The organism is Hyalangium minutum (genome assembly GCF_000737315.1).
GTDB classification, from domain to species: domain Bacteria; phylum Myxococcota; class Myxococcia; order Myxococcales; family Myxococcaceae; genus Hyalangium; species Hyalangium minutum.
In genome coordinates this window covers 258,168-274,480 of sequence record NZ_JMCB01000009.1, presented here as the reverse complement: position 1 = coordinate 274,480, position 16,313 = coordinate 258,168, and the positions used below count along the sequence as shown (strand labels likewise).

Annotated in this window: 15 protein-coding genes; 9 read left to right on the top strand and 6 right to left on the bottom strand. The window is 67.9% G+C overall.

Going from position 1 to position 16,313, the window contains the following annotated elements:
• Positions 1–132 precede the first annotated feature (132 nt).
• Genes DB31_RS24880 through DB31_RS24860 form a run of 5 tightly spaced genes read right to left on the bottom strand, consistent with a single transcriptional unit; the run spans position 133 to position 4,108 of the window.
• Entirely contained in the window at positions 133–624 is a 492-nt protein-coding gene (locus DB31_RS24880) for a YkgJ family cysteine cluster protein (RefSeq protein ID WP_044191933.1), read from the bottom strand.
• Between the two features lie 7 nt (positions 625–631).
• The gene (locus DB31_RS24875; protein ID WP_044191931.1) at positions 632–1,240 is read right to left on the bottom strand and encodes a 5' nucleotidase, NT5C type; all 609 of its coding nucleotides are present in this window, start codon (positions 1,238–1,240) and stop codon (positions 632–634) included.
• Positions 1,237–2,364: a hypothetical protein gene (locus DB31_RS24870; RefSeq protein ID WP_205628558.1), complete on the bottom strand. Its 1,128-nt coding sequence runs from the start codon at positions 2,362–2,364 to the stop codon at positions 1,237–1,239. Before DB31_RS24870 ends, DB31_RS24875 begins: the two co-directional genes overlap by 4 nt.
• Complete coding sequence (locus DB31_RS24865; protein WP_044191929.1) at positions 2,364–3,200, bottom strand: hypothetical protein; 837 nt, start codon at positions 3,198–3,200, stop codon at positions 2,364–2,366. Before DB31_RS24865 ends, DB31_RS24870 begins: the two co-directional genes overlap by 1 nt.
• On the bottom strand, positions 3,197–4,108 hold the full coding sequence (locus DB31_RS24860) for an ABC transporter ATP-binding protein (RefSeq protein WP_044191928.1): 912 nt from the start codon (positions 4,106–4,108) through the stop codon (positions 3,197–3,199). Before DB31_RS24860 ends, DB31_RS24865 begins: the two co-directional genes overlap by 4 nt.
• A 229-nt stretch (positions 4,109–4,337) precedes the next feature.
• Here DB31_RS24860 and DB31_RS24855 point away from each other — a divergent pair, with 229 nt between their 5' ends.
• The 5 genes from DB31_RS24855 (at position 4,338) to DB31_RS24835 (ending at position 8,971) form a co-directional block, all read left to right on the top strand.
• Positions 4,338–4,541, top strand: coding sequence for a hypothetical protein (locus tag DB31_RS24855; protein ID WP_044191925.1), 204 nt, complete (start codon positions 4,338–4,340; stop codon positions 4,539–4,541).
• A 92-nt stretch (positions 4,542–4,633) separates the two neighbouring features.
• Positions 4,634–5,602 (top strand): porphobilinogen synthase, encoded by a 969-nt coding sequence (gene hemB / locus DB31_RS24850; RefSeq protein WP_044192071.1) that lies wholly within the window; start codon positions 4,634–4,636, stop codon positions 5,600–5,602.
• Positions 5,603–5,679: 77 nt separating this feature from the next.
• A complete protein-coding gene (locus tag DB31_RS24845; protein ID WP_044191922.1) occupies positions 5,680–6,189 on the top strand; it encodes a hypothetical protein in 510 nt (169 codons plus the stop codon).
• On the top strand, positions 6,186–6,797 hold the full coding sequence (locus DB31_RS24840; protein ID WP_044191920.1) for an RDD family protein: 612 nt from the start codon (positions 6,186–6,188) through the stop codon (positions 6,795–6,797). Before DB31_RS24845 ends, DB31_RS24840 begins: the two co-directional genes overlap by 4 nt.
• Positions 6,782–8,971, top strand: a complete 2,190-nt coding sequence (locus DB31_RS24835; RefSeq protein ID WP_044191916.1) for a D-alanine--D-alanine ligase family protein — start codon at positions 6,782–6,784, stop codon at positions 8,969–8,971. Before DB31_RS24840 ends, DB31_RS24835 begins: the two co-directional genes overlap by 16 nt.
• Before the next feature lie 6 nt (positions 8,972–8,977).
• On the opposite strand, the gene DB31_RS24830 is transcribed toward DB31_RS24835, so the two are convergent.
• Entirely contained in the window at positions 8,978–10,042 is a 1,065-nt protein-coding gene (locus DB31_RS24830; protein WP_044191913.1) for an MBL fold metallo-hydrolase, read from the bottom strand.
• Positions 10,043–10,268: 226 nt separating this feature from the next.
• Between DB31_RS24830 and DB31_RS24825 the strand changes: the two genes are divergently transcribed.
• The 4 genes from DB31_RS24825 (at position 10,269) to DB31_RS24810 (ending at position 16,302) form a co-directional block, all read left to right on the top strand.
• Positions 10,269–12,272 carry a protein kinase domain-containing protein gene (locus DB31_RS24825; RefSeq protein ID WP_044191911.1) on the top strand — a complete coding sequence of 668 codons (2,004 nt, stop codon included), beginning with the start codon at positions 10,269–10,271 and terminating at the stop codon, positions 12,270–12,272.
• Between the two features lie 144 nt (positions 12,273–12,416).
• On the top strand, positions 12,417–13,223 hold the full coding sequence (locus DB31_RS24820) for an acetoacetate decarboxylase family protein (RefSeq protein ID WP_044191908.1): 807 nt from the start codon (positions 12,417–12,419) through the stop codon (positions 13,221–13,223).
• Positions 13,223–14,209 carry an acetoacetate decarboxylase family protein gene (locus DB31_RS24815; protein ID WP_044191907.1) on the top strand — a complete coding sequence of 329 codons (987 nt, stop codon included), beginning with the start codon at positions 13,223–13,225 and terminating at the stop codon, positions 14,207–14,209. Before DB31_RS24820 ends, DB31_RS24815 begins: the two co-directional genes overlap by 1 nt.
• Positions 14,206–16,302, top strand: a complete 2,097-nt coding sequence (locus DB31_RS24810) for an FAD-dependent oxidoreductase (protein ID WP_044191905.1) — start codon at positions 14,206–14,208, stop codon at positions 16,300–16,302. Before DB31_RS24815 ends, DB31_RS24810 begins: the two co-directional genes overlap by 4 nt.
• The last annotated feature ends 11 nt before the right edge of the window (positions 16,303–16,313 follow it).

The window sequence follows — 16,313 nt, the reverse complement described above, 5'->3', positions numbered from 1 at the left end:
TATCGTTACTCTGCGCGAATGCCATTCGCCGCAGTGATGAATGCGACATCGTGACCAACTAGCCTGGGGAGAAATTATCCGCAGCGCATGTTGCTGAGTTGTGACGCAGGCGATGCACCTGCAATGACATGTTCACATCCGGCGGTGTCGGCCTCGGAAGTGGCGGTCGAGATGGCTCTCCGCCTGATTCCAGAGTTCCTGCGTCTCGCGGGGCAGGGGACCGCCGTTTTCCGGTTGGTCTTCGTGTCTCGCACGCTGTAGCACCGCTTGGGGAGAACCCAGGCGCTCCAGGGGTAGGGCGGCTTCGACGGCTCGGATGCGCGCGTGAGCCTCATCCACCACTCCCAGTGCCTCCTCCACTGAGACCTCGCCTTCGGCCGCCGCCGTCAGCAGGTGGCAGCGGTAGCGGCGGCAGGCCTCGGGACGCTCCGCGTACACCGTGCAGCACCGCCCATCCAACGCCGCACAGCGTTGCTCGATCCCCGGCGTTCCATCTGTCCGCTCCACCACGGGTAGTGAGAGCCGCCGCATTGGCTCCACCTCAGAGCGGCGCAACGGCAGCGACGAGAACAGGTTCCCGTCGCAGCAGAGCCCACAGCGCTGGCACAAGGTGGAGAGGGACATGCCGTGCTCAACTCTCGGGGAGCGGCGGGACATCGTCGGGCGGCAGCGCCAGCGCCCGCTCCTTTACGGCCCGCAGGCTCGTCTTCACCACGTCCAGGTTCCTCCCGTCGTAGCGCAGCACGTTCGGATGCTGGAAGTCCTCGTTCCAGGGCTGCGCGGGCATGATCACCAGGCCCCGCGGCCGCCAGGTGAGCCAGCGCTCGATGTACTCGGGCCAGTCATCCACCAGCACTTTCCCGTACACCAAGCCCTTGTCCATCGTCACCGTCACGCGTGCGTCCGGTACGTGCCGCTGGCACCACTGCAGCTTCTCCGTCCAGGCGCTCGTCGCCTGCGCCGGCCCCTTCGTCAGGATGTGGAGTTCGAATTCCAGTGCCCGAAGCTCCTCCAGCACGTCGAAGCCCAGCTTCAGCCGCTCCAACCCCGCCCACCAGCCCGGCTGCCGCCGGATCAGCTCTACCCGCTCCCTTAACCACGGAACCGAGTGGTGCTCTCGCATCTTCAGCGGCGGCTCCTGTGGGTTCCGGATTTTCTCCAGATCCCGCGCCATCGCCCCCTCGTAGTCGCACAGCGTCCCGTCCATGTCGACGAGCGCCACCAACTCCGAGCGCTTCATGGCCGTACCTCCGCTCCCCTTTCCGCCGCCGTCTTCTGATCATCGCGGCAGAACGCGAGGCGCTCCTTGATGACCTCGAGCGGCACCGCCAGCTCCAGCTTGAACTCCGACCCATCCGGCTCGACCTTCGCGAAGTCCAGGAACTGCGCCAGATCCTTGTCCCCGTCCGCCTGCGCCTTCAGCCGAGCCAGCGATAGCGCCCCGCCCAGCGACTTACCCAGGTCCGTCACCTTCGATGCATCCGAGCCCCGGATCTGCGCCACCATCGCCACGTCCGAGCGCGCATCCATGTGCAGCTCCACCGTGTCCGCCACGTCCCGCAGCTTCTGCGCCAGCTCGGCCTGCTCCTTGGGAATCATCCGCGCCAGCTGCTCCACCGACAGCACCCCGTACATCTCCCCGTACGTGCTCCCCTCGTTGATGACCGGCGGCTCGTTCGAGCCTCCTCCGTTCACCTGATCCAGCACCTCCTTCACCGCCGTCGGATCGTCGCCCACCACCAGCAGCTGATCGTTCCAGGTTCCCACCGTCCCGTTGTTCCGGCCCTTCCGGACGCCCCCGTCCGCCTGCGTGACGACCACGCTGCCCGGCTCGTACACCCGCGACCCCGGGCCGTAGTCCGAGGACACCCGCTCCTGGAACAGCTCCTTGAAGCGCGCGTTGCCGAAGTTCCCTGAGAGCACGATGCCCTTGTCCGTGATCACCATCCGGTCCAGGTCCTGCAGCGGATCCACACCGCTCTGCTTGCGGAACTCCTCCAGGTTCTTCCCTCCATCCCGCATCAGGCAGTCCACCAGCAGCTCCCCAATCGGCGAGTAGCGCAGTGCGTTCGCCTCGATGACCACCGCCGAGCGCCCTTTGCCTCGCGGCAGCGCTGCCAGCACCGGATCCCTCGGGCGCGGCGGCTCGGCCTCCGGCTTCCCCTGCGCCGGGACCACCGCGGGCACCACCTGCGTCCGGCGCTGCTCGGCCCGCTTCCAGTCCTCCCGCCGCATCCTGCGCGGGAACTCCACCTTGAGCGGCTCGGGAGCCGGCTCATCGCCCTGGCCACTCAGCATCAGCCACGCCCCCAGTGCCAGCAGGACCGCCGCCAACCCCAACCAGATGCCTCGACGCCGGTTCATCAGTAGTCCTTTCCCTCGAAACGCCACAGCCCCACCGCCAGCACCCCCAGGCCGAACACCACCACTCCCGCCACCAGCGCTTCCAGCGACTTCACCTCCAGCGGCTTCGATGCCGCCAGATCCGCCGACGCATCCGCCAGTGCCGACAGCCGCGGCAGTACCGCCGTCACCGCCTGGAAGAGCTTGCGGCTCAGTCCTTCCTCGAACACCCGCGCGATGGGCACGCGGTAGCCAGCGACGATGCCTCCCACGAAGATCAGAAAGCCCGAAGCCGCGCACAGTGCCGCGCTCCGCACCAGCGTCGCCGTGGTCAACATCACCGCGTACACCGCTGCGAAGCTCCCGATTGCCAGCATCGCCGCGATCAGCGGCCCCAGCGTCCAGAACCCCGTCTTCACTCCGAAGATGATCAGCAGCCCCAGCGAGCCATACAGCGCCCCGCACAGCGCCAGCGTCATCACTCCCAGGAACGTTCCCGCCAGGATGTGCCAGCGCTGCAAGGGCAGGGCGAGCAGGTGCTCGATGCGCCCCGGCGACAGCAAACTCGGCGCGAAGTCCGAGCACGCCACGATCCCAAACAGGATGCCTCCGTAGAACACCACGTACGCGCACGCCTGGAACAACGGCCGCAGCGCCACGTCCACCGAGCGGATGCTCGTCTCCAACTCCTTGCCGAACAGCCGCGTGGCCGCCAGCGCCCCGTCCAGCACCTCCAGCTTCAGGCTCAGCGACAGCACCAGCAGCACCAGCGTGATGCCCACCAGGAAGGCCAGGATGAACTTCCGCGACGCCGCCTCGCGCAAAACGTAGCCAGCAATTCCCAGAACGGGGTTCATGCCGCCGCTCCCATCGTGGCCGTCAGCACGGCCTCGAGATCCTGTCCGTCCCGCCTCAGCTCCACCAGCAGCGCACCCGCCGCCCGCGCCTTGTCCAGCGCCGTGTTCAAGGCCGCCGGGTCCGCCGCCTCGATGTGGAACAGCCCCTCCGAGCCTGCTGACTGGAAGCCCACTGAGGCCAGTGTCCCCGCGTCCGCCCCCGGCGCGAAGCGCACCGCCCATCGCGCCCCGCCGCGTGCCAGTTCCTCCAGCCGACCCTCTCGCAGCACCCGCCCGTTCGCGAGGATCGCCACCCGATCACACACGCGCTCCGTCTCCGCCAGCAGGTGCGAGTTCAGGAACAGCGTGGTGCCGCGCCGCACCTCCTCCTGGAGGATCGCGCGCACCTCCACCCGGCCCATGGGATCGATGCCGTCCGTGGGCTCGTCCAGCACCAGCAGGGAAGGGGAGCCGATCAGCGCCGCCGCCAGCCCCAACCGCTGCCGCATGCCTTTGGAGTACCCACCAATCCGCTGGCCCGCCGCGTGCGCCAGCCCCACGCGTTCCAGCAGCCGCAGCTCCGCGGCTCGGTCCGGCTTCAACCGCTTCAGTCTGGCCACAGTGTGCAGGAACGCGACGGCCGTCCACGCGTTGGGCAGGTGCAGGCGCTCGGGCAGGTAGCCGATCTTCTCACGGATGCGCGGGTCCTCCGGCGAGCCTCCCAGCACCTTCACCGTCCCGCCCGTAGGCTGGACGATGCCGAGGATGGCCTTGATGAACGTCGTCTTTCCCGCTCCGTTGGGGCCGATCAGCCCGAAGGCGCTCCCTTCGGGTACGGTGAGATCCACGCCTCGCAACGCGTCATTTCCCGTGCGCGAGAAAGCGCGCCGGTACGTCTTCCGGAGCCCAGTGACTTCGATAGCGGACACAGTGCCACTCTAGACGATGCCCCCTGGCGCCGATTGCCTTCCTGGGTGAACGGTCGAATAGCCAGGCGGGCGGTCCGCCTGCTCGCGTGAAGCGCTTTACGCCCCCTGTGAAACGGTGTGCGCAGGCGCCCGCATGACGCACCGCAGAGGGCCTCACTTTTCGCGCACTTCTCCCACGCCTGCCGCTGGTCTGGACCATGCATAGCTCCAGAGGACAGGAGGAAGGCACATGAGTTGGCAGGATGTGGTGCAGAAGGAATTGGTTCAGGCGCGGCAGGAACTGGCGGCTGCGGAGGAAGGTCTCAAGTCCGGCACGCCGGCGGCCCACAGCCGCTATCTCCGGGCGCTCCACGAGGCGGAGCTGGCCGAGCACCGCGCGGAGCAGGCCTCTCGGCGCTGGTGGCGGCAGGACCTGACTCCCCAGCCGGTGTAGTGCCGGACGCCTCGCTGCCTGCCCAGCGGGGAGGCCTGCCGTTCACTTGAGGGCTGATGGGGAGGCTCCAGACGGTTTATACCGTCATCACCATGGCCTTCCCCACCCACCGTCCCCGCCGCTTGCGTCGCTCCCCCGTCCTCCGGGACATGGTGCGCGAGACGACGCTGGAGCCCGCAGACTTCATCTATCCGCTCTTCGTCGTGGAAGGCCGGGACGTGCGCCGTCCCATCACCTCCATGCCCGGCGTCTTCAACCTCTCCATCGAGCACGCCGTCGCCGAGGCCAAGCAGGCGAAGGCGCTCGGGGTGCCCTCCGTCATTCTCTTCGGCATCCCGGACCATAAGGACGCCCGAGGCACCCAGGGCTATGCCCGTGAGGGCATCGTCCAGCGCGCCATCCGCGCCATCAAGGACGCCGTCCCCGAGCTCCAGATCGTCGCCGACGTGTGCCTCTGCGAGTACACGGACCATGGCCACTGCGGCGTGCTCGAGGGCGGCCATGTGGCCAATGACGCCACCCTGCCGCTGCTGGCGCAGATGGCCGTCACCTGCGCCCAGGCTGGTGCCGACATCATCGCTCCCTCGGACATGATGGACGGCCGCATCCACTCCATCCGCAAGGCCCTGGACGAGTGCAGCCTGGTGGACACGCCCATCCTCTCCTACGCCGCCAAGTACGCCTCCGGCTTCTACGGCCCGTTCCGTGAGGCCGCCCAGAGCGCGCCCCAGTTCGGCGACCGCCGCGGCTACCAGATGGACCCCGGCAATGCCCGCGAGGCCCTCAAGGAAGTCGGCCTGGATGTGGAGGAGGGCGCCGACATGATCATGGTCAAGCCCGCGCTCTCCTACCTGGACATCATCCACCGGGTGAAGGAGCGCGTGGACCTGCCCGTCGTCGCCTACAACGTCTCCGGCGAGTATTCGATGGTGAAAGCTGCGGCTCAAAACAACTGGGTGGATGGAGATCGCGTGATGATGGAGATCCTCACTTCCATCAAGCGCGCTGGGGCGGACCTCATCATCACCTACCACGCCCTGGAAGCCTCGAAGCTCTTGTAGGCAACAGGCGGCGCCCACAAGTTCCGCGCGCCGCTTGATCCTGGGCGCGCGGACGCGCAAAGTGATTGGCCACGGCAATGCCCACGAAGAAGAAGCGCCCCAAGCGCAAGGCGGCGAAACCTCCGCCCGAACGTCAGCGTCGAGCCGGGAAGCGCCCTGGAGCAGGCCATACGCCTGTCATCCGCGCGCCCGGCCCCCTCCAGTACAAGGTTGTCGAGCTGTCCACCGTGGATGAGGGCTCGCTGGAGCGCACCCTCAACGAGTGGGTCCCCAAGGGCTGGAACCTGGATGGCGTGCAGTTCGCCATGCGCGAGGCCTCCAAGCGCCCGGCCATGGCCTTCGTCTTCTTCACCCGGGAAAGCGAGGCCCCGGCGCATGACACCGAGGAGGCCCGCGAGCGGCTGATGCGTCTGTCCGAGACGGGCTCGCCCACCGCCGAGCTGGCCGCCGAAAACGCGCGCGCCCACGCCAAGCGCACCCAGGCCCAGCGCATGCCCATCAGCGCCTACGAGCGGCTGGCCCAGCTGGCCGGCCTGGATGAGCCCGAGCCCCTCGAGAAGGGCCTCACGCTGGAGCCCGAGGAGTGAACTCCGGTCCTCGCGCGCTGCGCCTCGTCCACGAGGGAGAGATTCTGTCCGGCTCGCCGTATCCCAAGGCCGCGCTCCTGCTGCGCCTGGGCGCACGGCTGGTGGACATCGCCGTGGCCTGGGGCCTGTGGGTCGTCTGCGGCGCCGCCGGCTCCGTGGTGGCGCTGCTCTTCGTGCTCCTGGCCGACGGCATGCTCCATGGCCAGAGCCCCGGCAAGCGCATCTTCGGCGTCAAGGTCATCTACCTGCCTACGCACACGGCCGCGCGCCACCGCGACAGCGCTCTCCGCAATGCCCCGCTCGCGCTGATCATCCTCCTGGGGATGATGCCCGAGGGCCTGGGCCTGGTGGCGGGCGCCGGGGGGCTCCTCGTCATCGGGGGGCTGGAGGGATGGCGCGTCCTCAAGGATCCGCTTGGCTGGCGGCTGGGGGACATGTGGGCCCAGACGCAGGTGGTGGATGGGAAGGTTGTCGCGGGCGCATCCGTTGCCGCCCGCACCCCCGTGGCGCATCAGCGCGCCCCGGGACGACTCTTGTCCGCGGCGAAGATTCGCCGCGGCCGCTCGCTCAGGCGGGCAAGAAGGGGGAAGCCGTGCGCATCGCGCTGACGTACAACCTCAGGCTCTCGGACTCGGAAGAGGAAGCGGAGTTCGACACCCAGGAGACGGTGAACGCCCTGGCGGGCGCCATCGAGCGGCTCGGCCACCGGCTGGAGCGCTTCGAGGTCAGCGGCCCCGCCTCGCGCACCGTCGCCCGGCTCGAGGCCTACAGCCCCGATCTCATCTTCAACACCGCCGAGGGCCGCCGCGGCCGCTTCCGCGAGGCCTTCTATCCGGCCCTCTTCGAGGAGCTCGGCTTCCACTACACCGCCAGCGACGCGTATGCCCTGGCCGTCACCCTGGACAAGCAGCTCACCAAGCTGATCCTCGCCAAGCACGGCATCCGTACCCCGGGCTGGCAGTACGTGGAGAAGCTCAGCGAGCTCACCGCGGAGAACCTGCGCTTCCCCGTCATCGTCAAGCCGAACTTCGAGGGCTCCTCCAAGGGCATCACCCAGGACTCCATCGCGGAGACGCTGGACGAGGTGCGCACCAAGGTGGCCCAGGCCCTGGCCAAGTACCCGGCCGGCGTCCTCGTGGAGGAGTACATCGGTGGGCGTGACTTGACGGTGCCCTTCCTGGCCGCCGTGGACAATGACTTCGACGGCGTGCTCACCCCCGTGGAGTACATCATCGATCCGGCGGCCACCTCGAGCCGCAAGTACTCCATCTACGACTACGACCTGAAGGTGAAGAACTTCAAGTCCGTCAGCGTGCGCGCGCCGGCCCAGATCCCCGCGAAGACGGCCGAGGACGTGCGCAAGATGGCGCAGACCATCTTCAAGGTGCTCGACTGCCGCGACCTGGGCCGGATCGACTTCCGCCTCAGCGACGCGGGCGTGCCGTACTTCCTGGAGATCAACGCGCTGCCCAGCCTGGAGCCCGGAGCCGGCATCTACGCCTCCGCGGAGCTCGAGGGCCTGCACATGGATGGCGTCATCGGCAGCATCATCCAGAGCGCCGCCAAGCGGTACAAGATCAAGGACTCGGCGCGGCGCCAGGGCAAGCCGGCGCGCAAGAGCGGCCCGCTGCGCGTGGGCTTCACCTACAACGTCAAGCGCGTGAAGCCCACCGTGGATGCCTCCGAGGACAGCGAGGCCGAGTATGACTCGCCCGCCACGCTCCAGGCCATCCGCGAGGCCATCGCCTCTTGGGGCCACGAGGTGATTGATCTCGAGGCCAACCAGGAGCTGCCCAACGTGCTGGCCAGCACGCCGGTGGACATCGTCTTCAACATCGCCGAGGGCTTCAAGGGCCGCAACCGCGAGAGCCAAGTGCCGGCCATGCTGGAGCTGCTCGACATCCCGTACACGGGCAGCGATCCGGCCACGCTCTCGCTCGCGCTGGACAAGGCCCTGGCCAAGAAGATCGTCCGCCAGGCCGGCATCCACACGCCCACCTTCCAGCTGATGCACACCGGCAAGGAGCGCCTCAACAAGGACTTCACCGGCTTCCCGCTCATGGTGAAGCCCGTGGCCGAGGGCTCCTCCAAGGGCGTGGTGAGCAAGAGTGTCTGCCACAGCGAGGCGGAGCTGCGCGACGTGGTGAAGGAGATCGTCGGCAAGTACCAGCAGCCGGCCCTCATCGAGGAGTACATCGGCGGGCGCGAGTTCACCGTGGGCCTGCTCGGCGAGCGCCGCCCGCGCGTGCTGCCGCCCATGGAGATCGTCTTCCTCGACAAGGAGGAGAAGAACCCCGTCTACAGCTTCCAGCACAAGCTCGACTGGACCGATCGCATCCGCTACGACGCGCCCGCGAAGATCGAGCCGGCGCTGCTGGAGAAGCTGCGCGCGGCGGCCCGTGGCTCGTTCATGGCGCTGGGGTGCCGCGACGTGGCGCGCATCGACTTCCGCATGGATGACAAGGGGCGCATCTTCTTCATCGAGTGCAACCCGCTACCGGGCCTCACCCCGGGCTGGAGCGATCTGGTGCTCATCGCCCAGGGCGCCGGGATGGACTACCGCACGCTCATTGGCGAGATCATGGCCCCCGCCATCCGCCGCTATAAGGAGCGCGAGGCCCGCCGCGCCGCTGACGAGCACGCCCTCTCCAAGTCCATGCTGGAGAAGCAGTCCGCCGAGAAGCCCGCGCAGGAGGACAAGCCCGCCGGTGGCAACGGCCCTGGGCACTCCGCTCAGTCCTCGGGCGGAGAGCCGCCGCAGCGCCTCGACGTCAAGGCGTGAGCCCGCTCAGGGCACGTCCCGGCCCTCGCCGAAGCCGAGCACCCAGAAGTCCGGCTTGGGCTCGGGCCGGGCGTCGAGTACCCGGCGCAGCTCGGTGACGGGCTCCTCCTGCCCGTCATCCGCGAGCCTGAAGGTGCCGAAGTGCATGGGCACGTTCACCTTCGCCTCCAGGTCCACGCTGGCCTGCACCGTCTCGGTGGGCGAGACGTGGACCACCTCCATGAAGGCCTCGGGCTTGTAGGCGCCGATGGGCAGCACCGCCAGCTTCACCGGGCCGAACTTCTCGCGCACCTGCTTGAAGTGCTTGCCGTAGCCGGTGTCCCCCGCGAAGTACGTCACCCCCGAGGGACCCTGCAGCACGTAGCTCGTCCACAGCGTGCCGTCCCGATCGCTCAGCCCCCGGTTGGAGAAGTGGTGCGCGGGCGTGCTCACCAGCTTCACCTCCGGCGCCAGTGTCACCTCCTGCCACCAGTCCAGCTCCGTCACGTTCGGCAGTCCCTTCGAGTCCAGGAACGCCTTGTTCCCCAGCCCCGCGAAGAAGCGCACGTTCGGGTATCGCTCCGCGAGCCGCTTCAGCGTCGGCACGTCCATGTGGTCATAGTGGTTGTGGCTGAGGATCACCGCGTCGATGGGCGGCAGGTCCTCGAAGCGCAGGCCCGGCGGACGCACGCGCTTGGGCCCTACGAAGGATACCGGGCTGCAGCGCTCCGACCAGATGGGGTCCGTCAGCACGTTCACCCCGTCCAACTGCAGCAGCGTGGTGGCGTGGTTCACGAAGGTGACACGCAGTGCGCCCCGTGCCACGCGGCGAGGAGGAGGCGTGCCCGGAGCCGCATCCGTCCACTCCGCCCACGTCCCCGGGGTCCGGGTGCGCTGCCACTCCAGGAACGTCATCCGCCGCTCCCTCGACTCTTGGTTCACGAACTGCTCGCCGTTGAAGTGGTCGGACTTGGGTCCTCGGTACACGGGCGCGGAGAAGGCGTGGCAGCCCACGACGCCTCCCGTCACTCCCAGCATCAAGAGTGTCCCCATCACGGTGAGCAGGGTGCGGCGCAGGCGGGACATCGGCATGATCTCAAGGCCTCCAGCAGTAGAGGCCTTTTCTACCCCGGGCGGTGGCCGGATGCGCTGCGTCATGAAAAGATGCGGCCGGGGCGAACCTCACCCCAAGGGGTGAAGGGGACCCAGAGCGACGGAGCGAGCCGCTGGTGATATGAACTTGCTCCACAGGGGAGCGTGCAGCCGTTCCATCACACCGCCGGGGAACTTCCCCGGCTCTCGCACGGGTGAGTGGTCCATGTCCGGACGCCAGGTCGGGGGTAGGTACCTCCTTGAGCGGAAGATCGCCGGGGGTGGCATGGGTGCCATCTGGGCGGCGCTCGATCCACAGCTTCAGCGGCACGTGGCGATCAAGCTCACCACGTCGCAGCGACTCTCGACCGAGGGCGCCAAGCTCCAGTTCGAGAAAGAGGCGAAGGCCATCGCCCAGTTCCGCCACCCCAACGTGGTGCAGATCCATGACTTCGGCTTCGACAAGGACGAGCCGTTCATCGTCATGGAGTTGCTCGAGGGCGAGGACCTGGAGACGCGCCTCAAGCGCCGCGAGAAGCTGCCCCCCGCGCAGGTGGCCTCGATCCTCACCCAGGTGTCCCGCGCGCTGACGGCCGCGCACACCGCAGGGATCATCCACCGCGATCTGAAGCCGGCCAACCTCTTCCTGACCCGCATCGACGCCCAGGAGGTGGTGAAGATCCTCGACTTCGGTCTGGTGCGCCGCAAGTCGCCCACCCCTGAGGTGACGCCGGACTCCATGGACGGCATGGTGGGCACGCTGCGCTACATGAGCCCCGAGCAGATCCGCGGGGACTTGTCGCTCGATCACCGCAGCGATCTCTGGTCCATCTCCGTGGTGACCTACCGGGCGCTCACCGGCAAGTACCCGTTCCCGCTGGAGTCCGTGGGCGGGCTGCTCAACGGCAGCTTCCACCCGCCGGACATCGCGCCCTCCACCTACGTGCCCGAGCTGGGCCCCGAACTGGACCGCTTCTTCACCCGCGCCCTGAACGCGGATCCCGAGAAGCGCTTCCAGTCCGCCCAGGAACTGGCCACCACGTTTGCCTCCATCGTCCAGGCCGCCCGGCCCCAAGCCGCGAAGATCCTCGTGGCGGATGATGAGCCGGACGTGGAGCTGATGATGCGCCAGGCGTTCCGCCGGCAGATCCGCGACAACGTCTACCAGTTCGTCTTCGCCTCGGACGGCGAGGACGCCCTGGAGAAGCTGCGCCAGCACCCGGATATCGACGTCGTCCTCACCGACATCAACATGCCGCGCATGGACGGGCTCACCTTCCTGAGCCGCGTGGGCGAGGTGAACCCGCTGGTCAAGGTCATCATCGTCTCGGCCTACAGCGACATGGCCAACATCCGCATCGCCATGAACCGCGGCGCGCACGACTTCCTCACCAAGCCGCTGGACTTCCAGGATCTGGAGGCCACGCTGAGCAAGACGCTCAAGCACGTGGCCGAGTCCCGGCAGATGATGCGCTCCATCGAGGAGAACGCCCTGCTGCGCATGTTCGTCCAGAGCACCGTGTTGGAGCGCCTGCGCCCGCTGACGCAGGGTCCGGGCGCGCTCGTGGGCGAGCGGGCCGACGCCACCGTCGTCTACCTGCGCATCCCGGACTTCACCGCCCTGGTGCGCCAGCTGCCGCCGGACGCCGTCATCCAGCGGCTCAACGAGCACTTCCAGGCCGTCATCCCGGAGCTCACCTCGCGGGGTGGGGTGGTGGACCGGCTGATGGGGGACTCGGCGCTGGTGGTGTTCCGTGGCGAGGAGCACCTGCGCCAGGCGCTGGATGCGTGCATGGGCGTCCGGCAGCAGCTCAAGTCGCTGGTCGACAAGGCCGGTGAGCAGTCTCCGTATGCTCAGGGCATCTGCATCGGCGTGGACTCGGGTGAAGTGGTGGTGGGCGGCATTGGTGGGCCGGAGCTGGGACGCCTGGACTACGCCATGGTGGGCCTGCCCGTGGACAACGCCGTGCGCTTGTCCGCCATGGCCGTCAGCGGCGAGGTGCTGATCAGCGAGCGCATGTGCCAGCGCGTGCGGCTGGACTTCGAGTGCCGCCCCGCCGGCGAGCGCACGCTGCCCAGCCTCCGCGAGCCCATGGCCGTGCACGACGTGGTGAACCGCCGCACCGGCTTCCTCAGCTCCTCGCGGGCGCCTTCCTCCTCCTCGTCGAGCAACTCGAACCAGGAGACTCCTCAGATCGGGGCCGCGCTCTCCGCGCAGAGCGCCTGGTAGAGCGGAGACCCTCGGATTCCGAGAAACTTCGGCCGGGCTGTCGGGGAACGCTCAAGCGCTGCGCCCTGGGGACCTATCGAGGCGCGGCGCGGAGCAAAGCTAGAGTGCTCTGGCGCACTTCGGCGCGGTCGAGAGGTTCCCCCAATGCAGACGCAAAAGCCTGGCCAGTCCCTGTTCGATGCCTATCCCCCCACCGAGGAGTACGAGCTGTCCTCGGGGGTGGTGAGCCAGATCCCCTACACGTGCCGCTCGGTGGATTTCCTGGTGCTGCACGGGCCTGCGGACCTGGAGGCTGTGCGCCGATTGATGGCCGGGCAGCGCTACCAGCCGGTCTCCGTGGGGGGAGGCAAGTGCGCCGCGGCCCTGTGGATCGCCGACTACCACGACACCTCGTGCGGGCCGTACAAGGAGTTCATCCTCAGCTTCCCCGCCTCGCTCAAGACGCTGGAGGCCGTGGCCCACTCGCCCATGGAGCTGCTGCAGGCGGGCTCGCTCCCGGACGCCACCATCTACTGCCACAAGCTGATCCTCAACGAGCAGGTGCCCATCGACTTCGGCCGCGAGGTGCATGGGCACGCCAAGCACCCCACGCCGCAGCCGGTGGACATTCAGTTCTCCGGAGGCGTGTGCCGGTTCAACGTGTCGTGCGACGGCAAGCGCGTGGCCATGGGCCGGGTGCGGCTGCCGGACAGCCCGCTTGCGCCCATGAAGGCCACCTTCGGGTTCGTTACCCCCAAGGAGGTATTCCAGACGCGCAACGTGATGCACTTCGAGTTCGAGACGAACATTCGCCTCTTTGGCGAGGGGGATGAGTTCGCTCTGTCCAGCGACAGCGTGCTTGGCAAGGATCTTGTGGACATGCGCTTCACGCCGCAGGTGGTGCAATACTTGCCCAAGGCGCGGTTCGTGATGCCCAAGCCGCTCAACTGGCGAGGCAAGAAGGAGAACTGATGACTCCCCCGGGGAGGAAGTACATCGATAGCCCGTCCCTCCAAGTCTTCCCCCCGCCGAGTCTCTGCCAGGACGTCACGCAGTACATCTTCTTCCTGAAAGGCCAGCAGTCGAAGCTCCAGGAGCTGTGTGACGAGTTCCTCAACGGGCCGTCGGGAGGTGCGGTGGACTACCGCCCCCGGCTGCCGTTCGTGATGCTTACGTTCCAGCATGTGGGCCGGCTCTCCTCGGGTGCCGAGGGCTTCCAGGACTGGGGCCACACCTCCGAGCGCGAGGCCACCTTCTGGATCGCCGTGAGCGACTACAAGAAGCACGGCCCGGACGAGCTGTGCAAGAAGGTGGAGCTGTTCGTCCCGTTCATCTACTCGGACAACCCGTGGGCGGTGGCTGGGGGCCGCGAGCTGTATGGCTTCCCCAAGCAGCAGTCCACCGTGCTCATGCCGGGCTCGGGGCAGGGCGCCGGCGCGTTCGAGATCTCCTCGCTGGCCTACCGCACGTTCGGCCGGGACTCGGAGGCCCAGGTGGCCCGGGTGCTCTCGCTGGAGCGCGCGGATGGCGAGCCCTTCGCTCATGGCGAGCTGGGCCTGTTGCTGGGAGACGAGCTGCTGCAGAAGCTCGGCGTGCTGAGGGATGAGCTGGGCCAGCTGCTGGACTTCAACTTCGAGTTCGGCGCGCGGATCATCGAGTTCCTGCTGCGGCCCACGCTGCCGATGGTGTTCCTCAAACAGTTCCGAGCCGTGGGCAACAGCACGGGGGCCTGCTACCAGGCGATCGTGGGCGCGGAGGCGGATCAGATCCACCTGCGGAGCCTGCGCCTGCTGCTGCGGCGCTTCCGCCTGAAGATCGAGCCGCTGGCCACCCAGCCCCTCGCCGAGATGCTGGGGCTGGAGGTGGACTCGCGTGGCCAGCTCTTCATTCCCGGAGGGCTGCAGATCCAGTTCGACTTCCGCCTCAACGAAGGTCACCTCCTCTGGAGCGGTTCATGACGAAGAAGCGGGTGGCGGTGCTCGGGGGCGGCGCGGCCGCGATGACCACGGCGTATTACCTGTCCCGGACTCCGGAGCTGCGGGCCGAGTACGACGTGACGGTGTTCCAGCTGGGCTGGCGCCTGGGCGGCAAGGGCGCCAGCGGCCGGGGCCCTCATGGGCGCATCCAGGAGCACGGGCTCCACATCTTCTGGGGCTTCTATGAGAACGCCTTCGCGCTGATGCGTGACGCGTACCGGGAGATGGCTCGGCCGAAGACGATGCCGCTGGCCACCTTCGACGAGGCCTTCCGGGGCAGAGACTTGCTCGCCATGCAGGACTTCTTCCAGGGGCGCTGGGAGCGCTGGATGGTGCCGTTTGCCACCAACGCGCTCCTACCGGGCGAGAGCACCCGCGAACCCACCACCTGGGAGATCATCGAGGCGGTGCTCCGGGTGGCCCAGCAGCTGCTCGGGAAAGTGAAGGCGCACGTCTCTCTGGTGACGCCAGTGGGGGGCTCGCTCGTCGCCCAGGGCGTGGACATGGCGGAGGGCGAGCGGCTGCTCGCGGAGGCGCACTCCCAGGCGCTCCTGGCAGCGCAGGGGCAGGCGTTGGCGGTGTCGCTCGAGGGCATCGCGGATGCGATCCTGGCGGCGATCCGGACCTTCCTGCGCTGGCTGTGGAACCAGGTGGCGTACCTGATCGAGTCCAACTTCCTGCTGTACCAGCTGGGTGTGGGGCTGGACTTCCTCATCGCCAACCTCGTGGGCATCCTGGCCGACAAGGTCCTCACGAACGGCTTCAATGCCCTGGATGGGCAGGACTACCGCGCGTGGCTGGCCAGGCACGGCGCGAACCCGCTGACGCTGCGCTCGGCACTGGCGCGCGTCATCTACGACGCGGCCATGTCCATGGTGGATGGTGATCCGGATCGCCAGCTGATCGCGGCCGGGAGCGCGCTGCGAGCCGTGATGCGCATCTGCCTCACGTACCAGGGGCACGTGGCCTACGAGTTCACCGCCTCCATGGGCGACGTCATCTTCGCGCCGCTCTACGAGGTGTGCCGGAAGAACGGTGTGCGCTTCGAGTTCTTCCACCGCGTCGAAGAAGTGATCGCCGAGGGCGGTCCTGGGAAGAAGCCTCGTGTTACCCGGCTGCGGATCGGCCGGCAGGTGGACCTGAAGGAGCCGGCGGCGGGGTATGACCCCTTCGTCTCCGTGAAGAACCTGCCGTGCTGGCCGGACAAGCCGAACTACGATCAGATCGTCCAGGGTGAGCAGCTGCTCCGGGAGAACATCGATCTGGAGTCCTTCTACACGCCTTGGAAGAACGTGGCCGAGCGCGTGCTCGAGGTGGGCAAGGACTTCGACGAGGTGGTGTTCGGCATCCCGGTGGGCTCGGTGCGCTTCCTGTGCCCGACGCTGCTGGAGCTCAGCCCGGCGTGGCGGAAGATGGTGCAGGAGGTGGCCTCCATCGAGACGCAGGCCTTCCAGCTGTGGCTCTCGAAGGATCAGCGGGCGCTGGGGTGGACGGTGGGGAGCCCCATGCTCACCGCGTACGTCGAGCCGCTCGACACCTGGGCGGACATGACGAGCCTGCTGCCCCGCGAGGGCTGGGCCCAGCCCAATGCGCCGCTCACGGTGGCGTACTTCTGTGGCCCGCTGCCCGGCCCCACGGTGGCGCCTCCGCCCACCGAGCACGGCTACCCGGCGCTCCGCAAGGAACTGGCCCGGCAGAACGCTCTGAACTTTCTGCGCAATGACATCGGCGTGCTGTGGCCCAAGGCGACCCAGCCGAACAACCCGCCGGTGTTTGACTGGACGCTGCTGGTGCCGTCGAACGAGGGGTCTGGGGAGGCGCGCTTCGACACCCAGTACTGGCGCGCCAACGTGGATCCGGGCGAGCGCTACACGCTGGCGCTGCCGGGGACTCGCGAGGCGAGGATCCAGCCGGGCGCCACGGGCTTCGAGAACCTGACCCTGTGTGGCGATTGGGTCGACAACAGCTTCTACATCGGAGCGGCCGAGGGCGCCGTCATCTCCGGCATGCAGGCGTTCCGTGCACTCACGGGCAAGCCGCTGCGCATCGCTGGCGAAGCGTTCTGGTACCGCTGAGGCACGACATC